The sequence below is a fragment of the Mesorhizobium sp. M0563 genome (assembly GCF_040321065.1).
Taxonomy (GTDB): Bacteria; Pseudomonadota; Alphaproteobacteria; order Rhizobiales; family Rhizobiaceae; genus Mesorhizobium.
Genome location: NZ_JAMYQV010000004.1, coordinates 326,159 through 342,964, shown reverse-complemented (window position 1 = coordinate 342,964; position 16,806 = coordinate 326,159). Strand labels below are relative to the sequence as shown.

Sequence of the window (16,806 nt, the reverse complement as noted above, 5' to 3'; positions counted from 1 at the left end):
GCGCCCGTCCCTTCACCCGCCCAGCAGGGCACAACCCACGCCGGAAACGAACTCAAAACTGGATAGAAACTGGGGGCAAGGTCACTGCCTCTCCCCACTTGTTTTGGATCTCACAATATCGGAGGGGTCCGGACTAGCCGGCGTGGTCGACAGGCTTGCGGGCCGATGCGAGCAACCCGGCCTTGCGCGCCGCCCTGGCGAAGGCCTTGCGCGCATCACGCGCGGTGTGCCAACCGTCGAGCGCGTCCCGGCAGGTCCGATAGGCAGCGCGCCAACTCCGGCCGCGTGCACGGTCCGGCCACTGCTGGCGCATGCATTCGATGGCTTCCCAACTGCTGGCGACCTTGCGCTCGCTGGATTGGAATTTCAACGTGATCGGCTCGGCAAAGCGGACGTCGTCCATCACTTCCTCCGTGTCTTGTGATCGTCTTCTTGTTTGAGCAGCAACGTCATGCTGGCGGGCACCGGCGGCCGGCCGGCGCCGCTGAAGGACATGGTTCGTCTCTCTGCGCGGTTCAAGAGCATCGCGGAAATGGCCGGTTATTCCTCCTCGTCCGGCCCTTGCAGCAGTTCGATCAGCATCGCTACTCTTGCCGTCGGCAGCGGTCGGCCCTCGTTCACCAGCGCCTCGTCGGCGGCGATCCAGGCCAGGGCCTCACGCAATTCTTGGACCGTCCCGTCTGTCGCCGCAATGTCGGCGATAACGGCGTCGTCGACCGGGCCCACCACAGAAATGATCTCGTCGCGTGTCATGGTCAGCTCCATCTGCGATTGCCGGGAACGGAGCCCCGGCAACAGAGGAATCTGGGTCTTGACCTGCGGCAGACAATAACCCGCCGGGGAACTCGGCGTTGGCGATTGAAGCCAGCTGGCAAACAGGCAATCTCCTGCCGGACATCTCGCCGCAAATAGGGAGATTGGCAGCCTCGCCGAACCGACCGAAAAACCGGCAACGCGAAAGCCGCCGGGTCTTGACTTGCGGCGGACAATAACCAGATCGATGGCACCGGTCGCCGAAATGGGGCCGGCGAAACCAGGGAGCGCCAGCTCTTTGGCGCTCCTCGTATCTATGTTGCTCGATGGAGGATGTAGCTATGAGAACCGCATTCGACTTTTCCCCGCTCTATCGGTCGAGCATCGGCTTCGACCGCGTCTTCAACCTGCTGGAAAATGCCCCGCAGGCTTTCGACGCGTGGCCGCCCTATGACATCGCGCGCAGCGGCGAGAACAACTACCGCGTCACCATCGCCGTCGCTGGCTTTTCCGAGGACGACCTCGAAATCACCCATGAACCCAACCTCCTGATTGTCTCCGGCCAGCACAAGGAGCCGGATAACGCGGAGTATCTGCATCATGGCCTCGCCGCACGGCCCTTTACCCGCCGTTTCGAGCTTGCTGATCACGTCAAGGTCGCGGGCGCCACGCTCGACAACGGCCTGCTCAGCATCGATCTGGTACGTGAGGTGCCCGAGGAGATGAAGCCTCGGCGCATCGCCATCGCGACCGATGTCGCCTCGCCGAAGACCGGGCCGAAGGTCGCGCAAGACGAAGCAAACAAGCAGGCTGCCTGAATGCACCAGTCGAGAAAGGAGACTATGCAATGGCTATTCGTGATCTCATTCCCTGGGGCCGGGAGAACAATCAGGCCCCCAGCCTGTTCCGCGACGGCGATCGCGATCCCTTCCTGACGCTGCATCGCGAGATGAACCGCTTGTTCGACGAGGCGTTCCGCGGCTTCGACACGCGGCTGCCGTCGCTCGGTGGCTTCTCCGCTGCCCGCGCCAGCTGGCCCAGTGTCGAAATCTCCGATGGCGAAAAGGAGATCCGCGTCACCGCCGAGATCCCCGGCATGGACGAGAAGGACATCGAGCTGCTGCTCGATGACGGCGTACTGACGCTGCGCGGCGAGAAGCGTGAAGAGACCGAGGACAAGGACAGGCAGTTCTCCGAACGCTTCTATGGCCGTTTCGAGCGGCGTATCCCGCTCGGCTACGAAGTCGACGAAGGCAAGGTGAACGCCGCGTTCCGGAACGGAGTGCTCAGCGTGACGCTGCCGAAGACAGAGCGCGCCCAGGCCAAGGCCAAGCGTATCGCCATCAACGACGGCAACGGCAAGTCCTGATGGCTCGCATCAGGACGACGACCCTCCCTTCTGCCCTGCCGGTTCCGGCGGGCAGAGGGGGCAACTGTCGATGACCCGTTCTCCCGACGCTCCGGTTCCGCCTGACCAGGCGCAGCAAGCCCTGCAGTGCCTGACGACCGAGCATTTCGTGCTGCAAAATGCTCGCGCCGCGACCATTCAGGAAGCGAACCAGCGAGCCGATCTGTTCCTGACCTCGGTCTCGAGCGCAACCATTGCCTTGTCCTTCGTCGCGCAGGTCACGGAGATGGGCAGGCCGTTCGTGCTGTTCAGCCTGATCTTGCTGCCTTGCCTTTTCTTCATCGGCCTGGTCACCTTCGCGCGCGCGGTGCAGGTTGCCATCGAGGACATGGTGCATGCCCGCGGCATGGCCAGGATCCGCCACTATTTCGTCGAGCTGACGCCCGTCCTGCAAAGATACCTTGTCAATTCCACCCATGACGATCCCTCGGCGGTGCTGGTCGACAAGGGCCTCAGGCCCTCACCGCTGCAATATTTCATGACCACCGCGGGGATGGTGGGCACGATCAATGGCGCCATCGCCGGCGTCTTCACCGGCATCGTTGTAAAGTCCGCGTTTGGCGGGGGCATGACGCTCGGCGTGATTTGCGGGCTGCTGGTCTTCGCCGCATGCATTCTCATCCTGCGGCGTTACCACAGTCGCGCCTGGGCGGCGGCCGAACAAAGCTCCCCGCACTGTTCCCGGGCGACAATGTCAACAGCGAAAGCTAGCGCCGACACATCCGGATGTCGAAAAGTGGCAGGGCGACGCCCTTGCGTCTTGCGCGCCAATTGACCATCCTCGCCAACATTATTTGCACCGCGGCCGGGGGGTTCGCATATGCCGACGCTTTATGCGCTGAAACCGGCCTTTCAGGCCAGGTTGCGGCCGCTTGCCGACGGACTGGCCAGGGCCGGCGTCACCGCCAACCAGATCACGCTGCTGGCCGCTGCCCTCTCGCTCTTCACCGGCCTTGTGGTGGCAGCCCTTGCCGGCCACCGCATGGTCTTTCTGCTGATGCCGCTCGTGCTGTTTACGCGAATGGCGCTGAATGCCATCGACGGCATGCTGGCAAGGGAACATGGCCAGGCCTCGAAGCTCGGCATGTATCTCAACGAGCTCTGCGATGTTGTCTCCGATCTCGCTTTGATCCTGGCCTTTGCCGTCATTTTTCCTGCCTGGGGCGTCGTTGCATTCGCTATCGCGGCGGTGATTGCGGAATTCGCCGGCGTGCTCGGCATCGCGGCCGGAGCGGGGCGCAACTATGCCGGCCCCTTCGGCAAAAGCGATCGGGCGCTGGCGCTTGGCATCCTCGCGGTGCTTATCGCGTCCGGCCTGTGGGTCCCGGCGCTCACGCCGCTCGTGTTTCCGGCCATGGCTACACTCTCGCTGGTGACCGCCATCAACCGGATACGCGGCGGCCTTAACGGGAACGGCAGCTGAATTCCGGTCTCGCCAGGGAGAACAACATGCTTCACCAACAGACGGTTGCCGCCGTGGCTCCAGCCAACATCGAGCGGGTGGCGCAGGAGCGCAGCTTCAAGAGCCATGACGGCACCGAGATCTTCTATCGCTATTGGCCGGCGCCGTCGGAACACCGCAAGGGTGCCATCCTGCTGTTCCATCGCGGCCACGAGCATGGCGGCCGCATGGCGCATCTGGTCGACGAGCTCCAGATGCCCGACCACGCCTTCTATGCCTGGGACGCGCGTGGCAATGGCCGCTCCGCCGGCGAGCGCGGCTATGCGCCGTCGTTTGCCGCGCTGGTGCGCGACATCGATTGCTTCGTGCGCGAGATCGGCAGTGACGGCTTTGCCCGGCGCGATATAGCGTTGATCGCGCAATCCTTCGGCGCCGTGCTTGCCGCCGCCTGGGTGCACGACTATGCGCCTGACATTCGCGCCCTGGTGCTGGCCTCGCCGGCCTTCTCGGTCAAGCTCTACGTGCCCTTCGCCAAGCAAGGCATTGCGTTGTGGCAGAAGCTGAAGGGCCGTTTCTTCGTCAATTCCTACGTCAAGGCGAAATTCCTGACGCATGATCCCGAGCGCATCGCCTCCTTCGACGCCGACCCACTGATCACCCGGCCGATCGCCTCCAACATCCTGGTCGAACTCTACGACCACGCAGCGCGCATCGTCGCCGATGCCCGCGCCATCACCGTGCCGACACAGCTTCTGATCTCCGGCAGCGACTGGGTGGTGCGGCATGGACCGCAGCACGAGTTTTTCGTCAATCTGGCGAGCCCGGCCAAGGAGCGGCATGTGCTGCCCGGCTTCTTCCACGACACTTTGGGCGAGCGCGACCGCCACAAGGCACTCGACCTGATCAGGCCTTTCCTCGAAAAGCAGTTCGCGGCGCCGGAAAAGCCGCTCGACCTGACCGGGGCCGACCGCGCCGGCTACACACGCGACGAGGCCGACCGGCTGGCCTCGCCGCTGCCGCTACTGTCACCCAAAGGTCTCTACTGGGCAATGAGCCGCGCCTCGATCCGCATGGGCGCATGGCTGTCGTCCGGCATGAAGACCGGGATTGCCACCGGCTTCGATTCCGGCTCGACGCTCGACTATGTCTACGAGAACGATGCGCGGGGCATCGGCCCCGGCGGCCGCATGATCGACCGCACCTTTCTCGATGCTATTGGCTGGCGCGGCATCCGCCAGCGCAAGCTGCATCTGCAAGAGCTGATCGGCAGTGCCGCTGAGACGCTGAAGGCCGCCGGCCGGCCGGTCCATATCGTCGATATCGCCGCTGGCCATGGCCGCTACGTGCTCGATGCTGTGCAGAAATGCGCCGAGCCGCCGGCCAGCGTGCGGTTGCAGGATTTCTCCGAGCTGAACGTCTCGCTCGGCCGCAAGCTGGTCGCCGAGCGCAAGCTGCCGGCGAGCGTCTCGTTCCATCAAGGTGACGCCTTCGACGCCACGATGCTGGCCGGGCTCGCCCCGGCGCCGGATCTCGCCATCGTCTCGGGGCTCTACGAATTGTTTGCCGACAATGCCATGATCGCCCGCTCGCTCGGTGGACTGGCCGGCGCCATGCAGCCCGGAAGCCTGCTCGTCTACACCAACCAGCCCTGGCATCCGCAGCTCGAGATGATCGCGCGCAGCCTGACCTCGCATCGCGGTGGCCAGGCCTGGGTGATGCGCCGGCGCACGCAGGCCGAGATGGACCAGCTGGTGGCGGGCGCCGGATTCGAGAAGCTCGACCAGCGAATCGACCAGTGGGGCATCTTCACCGTTTCGGTCGCGCGGCGCGTCTGAACATGGACTTGCCTGCCTCTGCCTTTCCTCGCGATGCCCCTGCCCTGCCGGCCTTGCCACGCGAGCCGTATCCCGGGATAGTCCTGCGCGCCGCGCTGTGGCTGGCATTTCTGGCGCCGTTCTTCTACGCCACCTACGGCTTCGCCAACTGGCTGGCGTCGCGGCGCGACGATGTCGGCAGCATCGTCTTCGGCTGGGAGCATGGCATCCCGTTCCTTGCCTGGACGATCGTGCCCTACTGGTCGATCAATCTATTCTACGGCCTGTCGCTGCTGTTGAACAATTCGAAGAACGGAGTCAACCGCCTCGCCGGCCGCTATCTGACGGCGCAGATCATCGCCGTCGCCTGCTTCATCCTGTTCCCGCTGACGGCGACCTTCGTGCGCCCCGCGACAAGCGGTCTGCCCGGTTTCATGTTCGCCGTGCTCGGCGGCTTCGACAAATCGTTCAACCAGGCGCCGTCGCTGCATATCGCCCTGCTTGTCATCATCTGGGACCATTGGCGTCACAGATTGGCCGGCATCGCCGGCGCCGCCTGGCATGTCTGGTGTTTCCTGATCGGCGCCTCGGTGCTGACGACGTGGCAGCACCATTTCATCGACATTCCGACCGGCGCGCTGCTCGGCCTTTTCGCTCTGTGGCTGTTTCCGCGCGACGGCGAGCTGCCGTTCGCCGGCTTCCGTATGAGCGCCGACCCGAAAGCGCGGCGGCTGGCGCTGTTCTATGCGCTCGGCGCAAGCCTTGCGCTGGCCGGCGCCGCTGCCGGCGCATTGGCCTCGGCGCTGTGGCTCATCCTGTTGTGGCCGGCACTGGCGCTGGCCATCGTCGCTTTCGCCTATGCCGGCGCCGGCGCCAAAGTGTTCCAGAAAACAGCCGATGGCCGCGTGTCGTTGGCCAGCCGTCTCCTGCTTTGGCCCTACCGCCTTGTTGCCAGGGTCAATGTGTGGGCGTGGACGCGAAAGCTTCCAGCGCAGATCGTCATCGCCGACGGTGTTTGCCTCGGCCGTTTTCCGACCGCCGCCGAGGCCGACGCTTTCGGCACGGTGGTCGACCTTGCCGGCGAATTGGAAAGACCGCGCGGCGCCTCCAGCCGCTGGGTGAGCGTGGCCATGGTCGACCTTTTGCCGCCGTCTCGCGAGGCGCGTGCGCAAGCGGTGGCGGCGATCGAGACGGCGCGGGGCCAGGGCACTGTGCTGGTCTGCTGTGCGCTTGGCTTCCAGCGCAGCGCCGCCGTCGTCGCCGAATGGCTGGTCGCCAGCGGCCGGGCCGACACGCCGGCTCAGGCGCGAGGCAAGCTCGCCGCCGCGGGCCGGCCGGTGCATCTTGGCGTGGACGCGGCGACATGACCGCCTATCGTGACAAGGCCGAAGCGTTCGCCGCCGGGCTGATGGTGCAGGTGGCATGGCCGCTGCTGCTGGTTGCTGCTGCCTTGCTGGCGGCGCCGGTCATCGGCCTGGCGGCTGCGCCGCAAACATCGTCGCTGTCCGCGGTAGCCTGGCTGATCGCCGCCGCGGGTGCCATAGCCACAATCATTCTCTCGGCCCTGCTTTTGTTCGACGCGCTGCTGTTCCGGCTGATGGCCAGCCACGCCAGCGAGGCAGGCGGCGGTGCCGCGGTCGACGATGTGCTGGCGCGCATGCGGCTGAAACCCACGGCGGCCGGCGGCCGCTCGCTCGACCAGCGGATAGCCGGCACGCGCCGCCTGCTTGCCAAGCAGCGCATCGCCTTCGGCCTGTTCGCGGCGGCCTCGGTCGTCGCGGCATTCTTTTGAGCCCGTCGATGACAAAGCTTCGTGTCAGCACCTATACCTTGCTGCAGACGGTGACCTCGGTCGGCCTGTCGGCGCTGGCCTGGGCGGTCACCGGCGTGCGGCCGATCTGGAACGGCAGCCAGCCATCGGACCGGCAGCGCATCTACTTCGCCAACCATGCCAGCCACGGCGATTTCATCCTGCTGTCGGCCTGCCTCAGCGAGAAGGAACGCGCCAGTACCCATGCGGTGGCCGCCGCCGATTATTGGGGCAAGACGCGGCTGCGCCGTTTCATTGCCGAGGACATGCTGTCTTCCGTGCTGATCCACCGGCAGTGGACGGATGAAACGCAGCACCCGATCTCGATCATGCTGTCAGTGCTCGATCAGGGCCATTCGCTGATCCTGTTTCCCGAAGGCACGCGCAACATGACCGAGGAACCGCTGCTGCCGTTCCGCTCCGGCCTCTACAATCTGTCGATGGCGCGGCCCGATGTCGAACTCATCCCGTGCTGGATTGAGAACATGTCGCGGGTGCTGCCCAAGGGGCAATTCGTGCCGGTGCCGCTGCTTTGCCGTGTCGTCTTCGGCGCGCCGATCGCTATTCAACCGGGTGAGGAACGCCGCGCCTTTCTCGACCGTGCCCGCGAAACGCTGCTGGCGCTGAACCCCCGGCCGCAACGAGACGATTGAGGACCAAGGCAAAATGCTGCCGATGATGCACGAAACCCTCATTCTGATTGTCGGCCTACTGGCGGTGCTGATCAGCGCCAGCGTCGTCGCCGGCGTCTTGTCATGGCGCGCGCCAAAACCGTTGTCGCCGACGCTGGTCAACCTCACCCAGCGCATCAATGCCTGGTGGGTGATGGTGGTGGCGATCACCGTTGCCTTCTTCTTCGGCCGCCCCGGCATGACCATCCTGTTCGCGCTGATTTCCTTCGCCGCTCTGCGCGAATTCGTGACGCTGACACACAGCCGCCGCAGCGACCACTGGGTGCTGCTCGGCATGTTCGGCATCGTCATCCCGTTCCAGTACTGGCTGGTGTGGACCGCCTGGTACGGGCTCTTCACCATCTTCATCCCGGTCTACTGCTTCCTGCTGATGCCGGCGATCACCGCACTGCACGGCGACACCGAACGCTTTCTCGAGCGCGTCTCGGCGCAGCAATGGGCGGTCATGATCTCGGTCTACTGCGTCAGCCACGTGCCGGCGCTGCTAACACTCGAAGTACCCGGTTTCGAAGGCCGCAACCTGTTGCTGATCGCCTTCCTGATCGTCACCGTGCAAGGCAGCGACGTGCTGCAATATATCTTCGGCAAACTGTTCGGCCGCCACCTCCTGGCGCCGACGGTCTCGCCGTCGAAGACCTGGGAGGGACTGGTCGGCGGGCTGGCGGCATCGAGCCTGCTCGGCGCGCTGCTGTCGTTCCTGACGCCGTTTTCGCCGCTGCAGGCGGCCGGCGTCGCTCTGGTCGCCTGCCTGATGGGATTCTTCGGCGGGCTGGTCGCCTCCGCCATCAAGCGCGATCAGGGCGTCAAGGACTGGGGCCACCTGATCGAAGGCCATGGCGGCATGATGGACCGTGCCGACAGCCTGGTCTTCGCCGCCCCGGTGTTCTTTCATACGGTGCGCTATTTCTGGACAGTATGAGGGTTGGCGCCGTTTGCCGCGGCACCGTCCGGACGGTTCAGCGCGACTTTGCGAAGATAACCTGATCCGTTTCGTTATTACCGTTTTCGCGAAAACGGTAATAACCCCACCTGCCGCCGTCGTTCGCCGCGCTTATTTTGCCGCGGCGAGCGGCTCTTTCTTGCGCGCCGGCGCCAGGCGGCGCATGCGGCGTTTGGCGGTGGTCTTCAGCGCCACCGGCGGATTGCTGGACAACGCACCGAGCACCGCACCGACCATTCCGTGTGCGACGAAATCAGCGTTGATCTCATTGGCCAATTTGGCGGCTGCCTCCTGGTTGTCACTGTCGGGTTCCGACCACAACACGATACCCACCCGCAACCTTGGTTTGGCGCGTTTCAGCCGACGGACCAGGAACCGGCCGTGCTTGACGGAATTCCGGTTCAAAAATCCGACGACGGCGGTATCGATAGCGTCGAGCTCAAGGCGGCGAATGCTCCCCGGTTCCATATCGGCGAAGCTCGCTCTCAACACCGTGGCGCCCTGGACTTCGAGCACCTGTGCCAGCATGGCGGCAGCCGCGTCGTCGAGTTCGCCGCGCCCTCCGGCGCACAGCACCGACATGCCCGTGCCATCCGGTAGTTCGGTGTCGTCCCCGCCCTGAACCTCGCCCTGAACCTGCTTGTCCTCGCGTGAGCCGTTGTCCTCGGCCGCGGCCGTGTCGTCCGCTTCCGCCTCCTCCTGCGCGCTGTCGTCGAGGTTCGCCACCATCGTCAGCGCGCTGCCCGCGACCTGCCGTCTTTGCTCATCGCTCAACACACCACGCACACGGTCCTGCTCGCCGAGCAGAAGTGCGGGAATCGCGACCTTGTCGTAGAACTCGACGAGATATTCTTCCTCCAGCATCTCCTCGGCATGGTCCGTCGCTTCCTCGGGATCGCCGGCCAGCAGCCGCTGGTAAAGCCGGGCGTGCGGTTCGAGCACCGGTTCGTTGCCGAACAGAACGTCGAGGAATTCGAACTGCGGCACATGTCGGCCGAGCACGACGAGGCAGACCGTGAGCGGCGTCGACAGAACGAGGCCCAATGGCCCCCAGAGCCAGGTCCAGAAGATCGCCGCAACGATAATAGCCAATGGCGACAGCCCGGTGCGCGAGCCATAGAGCCAGGGTTCGATCACGTTGCCGGTGATCAGTTCCACCACCACGAAAAGCCCGGCGGTCCATAGCACGAGCGACCAGCCGGGCGCCACGGCCAGCGCCAGGAACAGAGGCAGCAGCGTCGCGATAACCGGGCCGATATAGGGAACGAAGCGCAGCGCCAGCGCCAGCAAACCCCACAGCAATGGATTGGGTATGCCCAGCAGCCAAAGTCCGATTGCAATCGGAACGGCATAGACGATGTTCACGACCAATTGCATGAGCAGATAGCGGCCGACGCGCTTGCCGGCATCCTGCAGCGCCTCGGTGGTTCGATGCAGATCGCCGTAGCCGACGAGGCGTATGAAGCGATCGCGCAGGTCCTCCCGCTCGAGCAGCATGAATATGACCACCACGACGATCAGTCCGGCCGATGCCAGCGGGCTCAGCAGCGGGCCGATCAGATTCTGGAGAACCTCGAGCGGTCGTTCGCGCGCGACGATTTCGACCGGGATCGGCTCCCGCGGAGGCTGATCGGCGGCGGGTTGCGCGGGTTCCGGTCTGTCGAGTTCCTGGCCGACGCGTTCGATCACCCGGCTCAATCTGGAAACGATGCCTCCGCCGACGCCGGTTTCCTTGAGCGACCGGACCTTGGTCAGGATATTCGCCTGGTAAAGCGGGATGTTCTGCGCCAGTTCACTGACCTGTGTGGCGACTATGAAGGAGAACAGCGCCAGCACCGTGAATGCGCCGAGCACGCTGGCGATCACGGCAGGAAGACGCGGAATGCCGGCTCGCTTGAGTGCCGACACCATCGGCACAAGCGCAAAGGTAAGCAGCAGGGCGATTGCGATCGGCAGAAAGACCTCGCGCCCGAAATAGAGCGCCGCGACGGCCGTCACGACCGACGCTACGCTGGGCAACGATGTGCGCGGAAGCGCCCTGGCCGCGGAAACAATGCTCGCCCGCCGGGTCTCCGACAGGTGCGCGCCGTTTCGACTATTTGCCGCCACTTGATACCTCCGCCCCGCCATTGCCATGATCGGGCATATTGAGCCGGCGTGCAACTTCGCAGCCTCTCCTACAGCGAAGCTTTGATTTGCCGTCGTTTGGCTTGCTGCCGGCAGCGCGGCAGCTCCGTCACGGTAGAATTTTTTGCATAAATGGCGGCACCAGCAATCCTGTTCCATGCTTGCGCCAGAACGTGGAACTTTTGGGTCAAAACGCCGTTCCTTCGTAGATCGCTGATGGACAACCTCAAAGCAGCAGCTCAGGAGGAATGATCATGAACATCAAGATGCTTTGCATGGGCGCGATGGCGCTTTCAATGATGACCGGCGCAGCGCTTGCCGCCGGTGCCACTGGCACTTCGGCGCTCGACGATCCGCAGAAAATGTCGCCGTTCTTTACCGATGCCGGCATGAAGACCATGAAGCCGGCAGCCGAATTCAAGACCGCATGGATGGCCATGTCCAAAGAGGACCAGGCGATGATGATGAAGGAATGCGGCGACGAGGCCATTGCCAAGGAGCATGACGATTTCTGCAAGATGACCAAGCAACTCGGCGGCGCCAACTAGGCACGTCGGTTCAGCACAATCACAGTGGCGGGCAGAGATGCCCGCCATCTTCGTTTTGGGACCCTCGGTTCAGTCGGGCGCAAGCGTCAATCGCACTATTCGGCGTCAGCCGATCCTGACGGCAAAGTGCTTGGTCACCGGCTCGATGATCTTCCACGTCCCCTTGAAATCGGCTTCCACCACGAAGGCATCGCCGGGGCCGACTTCGACAGGCGCGCCGCCATCCGGCGTGATGACGATACGGCCGGCTATCATGTGCACGAACTCATAGTCGCTGTAGGTCGCGTGATAGGTGCCCGGGCTCGCCTGCCAGGTTCCCGACATGACCTTGCCGTCCTCGGTAATGTGCTGGACGGCGGTCTTCATGGTCGGCTTGCCTTCGACCACGACCCACCCCGCGAGATCGCCGGTCTCGGCGTTCTCGACGGCGCCGAATTTGAGGATGGTCTTGTCTGTCATGGTCGGCTCCGTCTTGAATTGTGCCGGGATGGCGGCCGGTCAATAGCTGATGCACCTGACCCCGGCAACGCGGCTTGACCCGGCCGCTTGACCTCCCCGCCAACCGTGGGATAGGCCGGGGACTGGCCCAACCACCTCCGCACCGGAGCCCCGCGAAAGACCTGCCATGACGGACACGATCGTAAGAGACAGCAACGGCACGGCGCTGCACGAGGGCGACTCCGTGACCCTGATCAAGGATCTCAAGGTCAAAGGCACCTCGGAGACGATCAAGCGCGGCACGCTGGTGAAGAACATTCGCCTCACCGGCAATCCCGGCGAGATCGAATGCAGCACCAGGCAGGTAAAGGGCCTGGTGCTGAAGACCGAGTTTTTGAAAAAGGCGTGAGTGCCTCGGCACCCTTCGTTTCGCTTCAATATCAATCGCTCTCATGACTGAATCGCTCATGTGAGTGAACCGCCCACGCCAGAAGCTGGAGGAGCCGCGCCCTCCCCCTATGTTGCACTGCGTTAGATTTGTTGCATTGCAATATCGGCGCATCGGGTCGAGCCTCTGTGAGGTGGGCATTCCTTGCATGAGGTGATTGTGTCGGCATCATTTCGGCCTGACATCGAAGGGCTGCGCGCGCTGGCGGTGGCGGGTGTCATTGCCTTTCATTTTGGTCTCTCCGGTCTGCCCGGCGGCTTTGCCGGCGTCGACATCTTCTTCGTCATCTCCGGCTACCTGATTACAAAACACCTGGTTACGGAAATCACCGAAACCGGGCGGCTGAATCTCTGGCGCTTCTACGCCCGGCGCGCCCGGCGCCTGTTGCCGGCGGCACTGTTCGTCATCCTCGCCACGCTGTTCGCGGGTTATTTCATCCTGTCGCCGGAGGAACAGGCGCTCTATTCGAAAGGCGCCATGTTCGCCTCCGCCTACATGATCAACCTCTGGCTGATCCGCTGGTCGTTTGACTATTTCGCCGCCGACGCCACCAACAACCCTTTCATCCACTTCTGGTCGCTCTCGGTCGAGGAACAGTTCTACCTGGCATGGCCGGCGCTGCTTCTTGCCGCCGCATGGCTGCGCCCAGGCAAGCGCACCGCTATAATCGTCATCGGCGTCGCAGGCCTAGCCTCCTTCGCCGCCTGCGCCTGGCTGACCGAAGTGTCGCAGCCTTGGGCCTTTTACTTCTCGCCGCTCAGGGCCTGGGAATTCGCCGCCGGCGGCCTCGCCACCATGGCGCCAGCAAGGATCTGGCGCGACCGGCCGCTGCTGGCCACCCTCCAGGCATGCCTCGGGCTGGCGCTGATCGCGTGGGCCTATCTGATGCTGGACGAAGACTCGCCCTTTCCCGGGGTGAATGCGCTGGCGCCTGTCGCCGGCACCGTGCTGCTGCTGCTCAGCGGCAGCGGCCGCAACCTGCCAAGCGCCGTGCTGGCGCTGGCGCCCCTGCAATGGCTGGGCCGGCTTTCCTATTCGCTCTACCTCTGGCATTGGCCGGTCATCGTCTATGCGGCGATGATGGTTCCCAACCTGTCCACGCTTGACCGGCTTGCCTGCGCGGCGCTGACGCTGGTTCTGTCGATGTTCACCTATCATTTCATCGAGAACCCGATCCGCCGCAACGGCTGGCTGATGGCCGGAGCAGCGCGGGCGCTGGTGCCCGCCGTCGCCCTAACCGGCGCCGGCGTGGTCGCGGCCTACGGCAATGCGCGCTTTGCCGAGCACAATCTCAGCCCCGAACAGCACGTCATCGCCGACAGCGCCGCGCAGCTCTCCACCGTGCGCGCGAGCGACGGCGGCTGCGTGCTCGATTTCGAGACCGTCAAGCCGAAACCCTGCATGTTCGGCCGCAAGGACGCCCAGCGCTCGGTCGTGCTGTTCGGCGACTCGCATGCCGACCATTGGTCGACGCCGCTGATCAAGGCGGCCGAGAAGAACAACTTTCGCGTCGTCACCTTTCTCAAATCCTCCTGCCGGGCTTCGCGGGTGACGACCTGGAATTGGCGGCTGAAGCGCGACTACACCGAGTGCGACCAATGGCGCGAGCAGTCGGTCAAGGACATCATCGCGCTCCACCCGCAACTGGTGGTGATCTCAGAATTCTCGATCGGCAATGTGATCAAGGAATCGCCCGAGGAGTTGAAGCACGCCGATTGGCAAGAGCAGTGGCGGACGGGCCTGACCTGGACGCTTCAAGCGTTCAGCCAGGCCGGTATCAAGGTCGCGGTCATCAGGGACGTGCCCTATAACGCAAGCTACGCCGACAAATGCGTGGCGCGGGCGCTGTGGCGGGGACAGACGCCCGCGACATGCGATACGCCGAGGATCATGGCGGCAAATGACGACATCGCCACGATCGAGCGCGACATCGTGCGCTCGACACCCAACGCCAGCTATATCGACATGACCGACCGCTTCTGCGACCAGACCACCTGCCACGTCTTCATCGACGGCAAACTCGCCTTCCGCGACCGCCACCATCTGGCAACGCCCTTCGCCGAGACGCTCGAGCCGGCGGTGGAGCGGGCGCTGTTTTCGGATGTGATGGCGGCGGCTGTGAAGTAACGGTGCCGGCAGCCTTTCCCGCCGAATCCTTCAGGTGGGCTTTGGTGCCACGTTGACCGACACGGCAACCATCCCGGGGTCAGCTAAGGATGAGACCCGCGAGGAAAACGGTAAGGATAAGCGACAGCGGAACTGCAAGAAGGCAGCACAGCTCGAAAGTATTGGCTCGCCAAGAAGTCATTGGGCGCTTTTCCATGTTGGCCTCCTCCCTCAACGGCCAGACCGGGACGGCAGTTCCGCTTAGATGGTGCTCATCCCCACCACTCATCATGCAATTGACGCAACTCGTTCCGCTTCCTGGTCATCCATCGTGCACGCGCCAGGTGTGTCGCCCACGCCCGGAAAGCCCTGTCTGGCTCCTGCTCCGGATCAATGTGCAGAACGATGCGGGCGACCTCACGCCAATCGGTCCCTTCAGCCGACGCGTCGAGCAGCCGGACATAAGTAAGCATGCGATCCTCGTCATAGCCGGTCGGCACTGAAGACGTCGGCGCTGCGTTCGCGATATGAGAGTTTGGCTGCTTTGGCATTGCGACCTACCAGCAATGGCGCACCGTAGCAGCCTATGAAGAAGCCGGCGCCCTTTGATCGGAGGATGCGGATCGAGATTCGCCTCGACGGTCGGCAAATGCGGGCCTCAGGCGGCAGTTCGCCGCCCAGGAGGGCCACGCCTCATCACATCGCGATTGGGTCGATGCATTCCATGTATTTTAGTGGAACCTAATTTAGTTGGCGCAATTATGCATGCGTGAAAAAGCGTGAAATCCAGACTGTCACTGAAAGCTGGCTATCGCGAGATCAGTTGGCCGATGATCCAGTGATTGCCGTCGATTTGACCGAACGAATATTACAGGCGGCCGAAAACGACAGGATCGTCTGCCTCGTCGTGGCAACGGAGCAGCTGGAAACCGACGGCATCGAGAAAGCGGAACCTCAGGAGACCAGGATTGCCGCAAGTTTCGTCCGGGACTTTGAGGTGATGCTGCTTGTTCTTTATGCGGCCTACGCCCTCGCTGTGCTGGGCGCGACGGCTTTCGTTTTGCTGGAACTGGGCCATGTTCTGTAGATCGGCAAGGTGACGGGACTGGCGCTGGCCAATTTGTCGCTGTTTGACGGGATACATAGGGCGCGGACCACAACCCGCTCGGGGCTTGCGTCGGCGGCCCCACCCTGGCGCACAGCCAGACGCGTTTTCGCCCCCGCCGGCGCTAATTTGGGGCTCTCGGTTCGTGGCATCTTGCAAATTTGTGGAACGAGCCTGCCCCTCGGGGGTTTTTCTATTAGAGGGACGTTAAAGAAGGAGGTAGCTATGAAGAAGCTCCTGCTTGCCTCGGTGATCGCCATCGCCTCGGCGGCTTCCGTGATCGGCCCGGCCAATGCCGGCGGTAGTGTCACGATCGGCATCGGCAACGGCTATGACGACGACTATTATTATCGCCATCATCGGTATTCCGATTACGACGATGAGTACGTCCCCCGTTACCGCTATGACGTCTATGACGAGGACTACAGGCCACGCTACCGGTATCACCGGCGCTGCCACACGGAAGTCGTCAAGCACTGGCGTCATCACCACCGGGTTATCGAAAGAATCCGTGTCTGCCGTCGTTGACGGATCGATCCGGCCGGCAGTGCCGGCCGGATCGGTGGAGCTCCTCACCGCGGCTTGCGCATCAGCATCATGCCGTAGTGCACGGCCAAAATGTCGAGCCCGATCTTGAGTAGTTTCACCACCACGTCGCGCGGCTCGCCGGCCTGTTCGGCCAGGCTCTTCACCGTTGCGTCGGCACAGCAGACCTTTTGCACGATGCCGGCGATCTCCCAATGGGCAAGCGCCCTCGTGGCCTCGGCATGGTCGCGGCCGGCGGACAGGATGTGATCGGCGACACCGCTGCCAGTGCGGCCGCCGTCGACGCGCTCGGCCCAGGCCATCGGCTTGGCGCTTGCCTCCGACGAGTTGCGGAAATCCTGGCGGTAGCGCATGCCTGCCTCGCGTTGCTGGCGCGACAACGAGGTGAGGCCGGTCAGCGGGTCGACATTGCGCACCCGCACGATGCCGCCGGTCGCGGTGTGGCCGTCATTGGAAACCTCATAGAGGCGCGCCGCCTCCTGCGTTCCCTTGGCCAGCCGCTTGCGGCCGAACCGGTCGTCCTGCAGCGCGAAATCATGGCCGATCTCCTTGCGGATGCGCACCTGCTCGGCCTCGCCCTTCGGCAATCGCGGTAGCCTGGCTTTGGTCTTTTGGGCGGTTTTGTTGCTCATCGGCTCTGTCCTCCTGGTCTGTCGTCGGGCTCTGGCG

General features: G+C 63.7%; 20 protein-coding genes. 14 read left to right on the top strand and 6 right to left on the bottom strand.

Annotated features, from left to right (window positions below):
- Nucleotides 1–133: 133 nt before the first annotated feature.
- Together NKI50_RS08955 and NKI50_RS08950 are read right to left on the bottom strand one after the other, a co-directional pair.
- Entirely contained in the window at nucleotides 134–403 is a 270-nt protein-coding gene (locus tag NKI50_RS08955) for a DUF982 domain-containing protein (protein ID WP_023718100.1), read from the bottom strand.
- A 137-nt stretch (nucleotides 404–540) separates the two neighbouring features.
- Nucleotides 541–753 (bottom strand): hypothetical protein, encoded by a 213-nt coding sequence (locus NKI50_RS08950; protein WP_245278542.1) that lies wholly within the window; start codon nucleotides 751–753, stop codon nucleotides 541–543.
- Nucleotides 754–1,094: 341 nt separating this feature from the next.
- On the opposite strand from NKI50_RS08950, the gene NKI50_RS08945 reads away from it, so the two are divergent.
- The 9 genes from NKI50_RS08945 to NKI50_RS08905 all read left to right on the top strand — a co-directional run bounded on the left by NKI50_RS08945 (nucleotide 1,095) and on the right by NKI50_RS08905 (nucleotide 8,798).
- Nucleotides 1,095–1,571, top strand: coding sequence for an Hsp20 family protein (locus NKI50_RS08945; protein WP_023718098.1), 477 nt, complete (start codon nucleotides 1,095–1,097; stop codon nucleotides 1,569–1,571).
- Nucleotides 1,572–1,600: 29 nt separating this feature from the next.
- The gene (locus NKI50_RS08940; protein ID WP_352516320.1) at nucleotides 1,601–2,122 is read left to right on the top strand and encodes an Hsp20/alpha crystallin family protein; all 522 of its coding nucleotides are present in this window, start codon (nucleotides 1,601–1,603) and stop codon (nucleotides 2,120–2,122) included.
- Nucleotides 2,123–2,192: 70 nt separating this feature from the next.
- On the top strand, nucleotides 2,193–2,936 hold the full coding sequence (locus NKI50_RS08935; protein ID WP_352716233.1) for a hypothetical protein: 744 nt from the start codon (nucleotides 2,193–2,195) through the stop codon (nucleotides 2,934–2,936).
- 45 nt (nucleotides 2,937–2,981) lie between these two features.
- On the top strand, nucleotides 2,982–3,584 hold the full coding sequence (locus tag NKI50_RS08930; RefSeq protein ID WP_023718096.1) for a CDP-alcohol phosphatidyltransferase family protein: 603 nt from the start codon (nucleotides 2,982–2,984) through the stop codon (nucleotides 3,582–3,584).
- A 26-nt stretch (nucleotides 3,585–3,610) separates the two neighbouring features.
- Entirely contained in the window at nucleotides 3,611–5,398 is a 1,788-nt protein-coding gene (locus NKI50_RS08925; protein WP_352640932.1) for a bifunctional alpha/beta hydrolase/class I SAM-dependent methyltransferase, read from the top strand.
- 2 nt (nucleotides 5,399–5,400) lie between these two features.
- Nucleotides 5,401–6,744 (top strand): phosphatase PAP2/dual specificity phosphatase family protein, encoded by a 1,344-nt coding sequence (locus NKI50_RS08920; protein WP_352640934.1) that lies wholly within the window; start codon nucleotides 5,401–5,403, stop codon nucleotides 6,742–6,744.
- Nucleotides 6,741–7,169, top strand: a complete 429-nt coding sequence (locus tag NKI50_RS08915; RefSeq protein ID WP_352496054.1) for a hypothetical protein — start codon at nucleotides 6,741–6,743, stop codon at nucleotides 7,167–7,169. Before NKI50_RS08920 ends, NKI50_RS08915 begins: the two co-directional genes overlap by 4 nt.
- An 8-nt stretch (nucleotides 7,170–7,177) precedes the next feature.
- Entirely contained in the window at nucleotides 7,178–7,840 is a 663-nt protein-coding gene (locus NKI50_RS08910; RefSeq protein WP_352640936.1) for a lysophospholipid acyltransferase family protein, read from the top strand.
- Between the two features lie 22 nt (nucleotides 7,841–7,862).
- Nucleotides 7,863–8,798, top strand: a complete 936-nt coding sequence (locus NKI50_RS08905; RefSeq protein ID WP_352481711.1) for a phosphatidate cytidylyltransferase — start codon at nucleotides 7,863–7,865, stop codon at nucleotides 8,796–8,798.
- A 132-nt stretch (nucleotides 8,799–8,930) separates the two neighbouring features.
- Here NKI50_RS08905 and NKI50_RS08900 read toward each other — a convergent pair whose 3' ends face one another.
- Nucleotides 8,931–10,928, bottom strand: a complete 1,998-nt coding sequence (locus NKI50_RS08900; RefSeq protein ID WP_502897777.1) for an AI-2E family transporter — start codon at nucleotides 10,926–10,928, stop codon at nucleotides 8,931–8,933.
- Nucleotides 10,929–11,200: 272 nt separating this feature from the next.
- Between NKI50_RS08900 and NKI50_RS08895 the strand changes: the two genes are divergently transcribed.
- On the top strand, nucleotides 11,201–11,494 hold the full coding sequence (locus tag NKI50_RS08895) for a hypothetical protein (protein WP_352481646.1): 294 nt from the start codon (nucleotides 11,201–11,203) through the stop codon (nucleotides 11,492–11,494).
- A 105-nt stretch (nucleotides 11,495–11,599) separates the two neighbouring features.
- On the opposite strand, the gene NKI50_RS08890 is transcribed toward NKI50_RS08895, so the two are convergent.
- Nucleotides 11,600–11,953 carry a cupin domain-containing protein gene (locus NKI50_RS08890; RefSeq protein WP_352640938.1) on the bottom strand — a complete coding sequence of 118 codons (354 nt, stop codon included), beginning with the start codon at nucleotides 11,951–11,953 and terminating at the stop codon, nucleotides 11,600–11,602.
- Between the two features lie 166 nt (nucleotides 11,954–12,119).
- Between NKI50_RS08890 and NKI50_RS08885 the strand changes: the two genes are divergently transcribed.
- Nucleotides 12,120–12,341, top strand: coding sequence for an alkylphosphonate utilization protein (locus NKI50_RS08885; protein ID WP_352640940.1), 222 nt, complete (start codon nucleotides 12,120–12,122; stop codon nucleotides 12,339–12,341).
- A 198-nt stretch (nucleotides 12,342–12,539) separates the two neighbouring features.
- The gene (locus NKI50_RS08880) at nucleotides 12,540–14,507 is read left to right on the top strand and encodes an acyltransferase family protein (protein ID WP_352481648.1); all 1,968 of its coding nucleotides are present in this window, start codon (nucleotides 12,540–12,542) and stop codon (nucleotides 14,505–14,507) included.
- A 251-nt stretch (nucleotides 14,508–14,758) separates the two neighbouring features.
- Here NKI50_RS08880 and NKI50_RS08875 read toward each other — a convergent pair whose 3' ends face one another.
- On the bottom strand, nucleotides 14,759–15,037 hold the full coding sequence (locus NKI50_RS08875; RefSeq protein ID WP_352716229.1) for a hypothetical protein: 279 nt from the start codon (nucleotides 15,035–15,037) through the stop codon (nucleotides 14,759–14,761).
- Between the two features lie 218 nt (nucleotides 15,038–15,255).
- Between NKI50_RS08875 and NKI50_RS08870 the strand changes: the two genes are divergently transcribed.
- Nucleotides 15,256–15,573 carry a hypothetical protein gene (locus tag NKI50_RS08870; protein ID WP_031195373.1) on the top strand — a complete coding sequence of 106 codons (318 nt, stop codon included), beginning with the start codon at nucleotides 15,256–15,258 and terminating at the stop codon, nucleotides 15,571–15,573.
- 243 nt (nucleotides 15,574–15,816) lie between these two features.
- On the top strand, nucleotides 15,817–16,119 hold the full coding sequence (locus tag NKI50_RS08865; RefSeq protein WP_352457316.1) for a hypothetical protein: 303 nt from the start codon (nucleotides 15,817–15,819) through the stop codon (nucleotides 16,117–16,119).
- A 44-nt stretch (nucleotides 16,120–16,163) separates the two neighbouring features.
- On the opposite strand, the gene NKI50_RS08860 is transcribed toward NKI50_RS08865, so the two are convergent.
- Nucleotides 16,164–16,769, bottom strand: a complete 606-nt coding sequence (locus NKI50_RS08860; RefSeq protein WP_352592746.1) for a DUF6456 domain-containing protein — start codon at nucleotides 16,767–16,769, stop codon at nucleotides 16,164–16,166.
- Between the last annotated feature and the right edge of the window lie 37 nt (nucleotides 16,770–16,806).

Bases quoted from the DNA above. Each gene is read 5' to 3' on its own strand.
- NKI50_RS08955 (WP_023718100.1), bottom strand. From the start codon at position 403: ATGGACGACGTCCGCTTTGCCGAGCCGATCACGTTGAAATTCCAATCC.
- NKI50_RS08950 (WP_245278542.1), bottom strand. From the start codon at position 753: ATGACACGCGACGAGATCATTTCTGTGGTGGGCCCGGTCGACGACGCC.
- NKI50_RS08945 (WP_023718098.1), top strand. From the start codon at position 1,095: ATGAGAACCGCATTCGACTTTTCCCCGCTCTATCGGTCGAGCATCGGC.
- NKI50_RS08940 (WP_352516320.1), top strand. From the start codon at position 1,601: ATGGCTATTCGTGATCTCATTCCCTGGGGCCGGGAGAACAATCAGGCC.
- NKI50_RS08935 (WP_352716233.1), top strand. From the start codon at position 2,193: ATGACCCGTTCTCCCGACGCTCCGGTTCCGCCTGACCAGGCGCAGCAA.
- NKI50_RS08930 (WP_023718096.1), top strand. From the start codon at position 2,982: ATGCCGACGCTTTATGCGCTGAAACCGGCCTTTCAGGCCAGGTTGCGG.
- NKI50_RS08925 (WP_352640932.1), top strand. From the start codon at position 3,611: ATGCTTCACCAACAGACGGTTGCCGCCGTGGCTCCAGCCAACATCGAG.
- NKI50_RS08920 (WP_352640934.1), top strand. From the start codon at position 5,401: ATGGACTTGCCTGCCTCTGCCTTTCCTCGCGATGCCCCTGCCCTGCCG.
- NKI50_RS08915 (WP_352496054.1), top strand. From the start codon at position 6,741: ATGACCGCCTATCGTGACAAGGCCGAAGCGTTCGCCGCCGGGCTGATG.
- NKI50_RS08910 (WP_352640936.1), top strand. From the start codon at position 7,178: ATGACAAAGCTTCGTGTCAGCACCTATACCTTGCTGCAGACGGTGACC.
- NKI50_RS08905 (WP_352481711.1), top strand. From the start codon at position 7,863: ATGATGCACGAAACCCTCATTCTGATTGTCGGCCTACTGGCGGTGCTG.
- NKI50_RS08895 (WP_352481646.1), top strand. From the start codon at position 11,201: ATGAACATCAAGATGCTTTGCATGGGCGCGATGGCGCTTTCAATGATG.
- NKI50_RS08890 (WP_352640938.1), bottom strand. From the start codon at position 11,953: ATGACAGACAAGACCATCCTCAAATTCGGCGCCGTCGAGAACGCCGAG.
- NKI50_RS08885 (WP_352640940.1), top strand. From the start codon at position 12,120: ATGACGGACACGATCGTAAGAGACAGCAACGGCACGGCGCTGCACGAG.
- NKI50_RS08875 (WP_352716229.1), bottom strand. From the start codon at position 15,037: ATGCCAAAGCAGCCAAACTCTCATATCGCGAACGCAGCGCCGACGTCT.
- NKI50_RS08865 (WP_352457316.1), top strand. From the start codon at position 15,817: ATGAAGAAGCTCCTGCTTGCCTCGGTGATCGCCATCGCCTCGGCGGCT.
- NKI50_RS08860 (WP_352592746.1), bottom strand. From the start codon at position 16,769: ATGAGCAACAAAACCGCCCAAAAGACCAAAGCCAGGCTACCGCGATTG.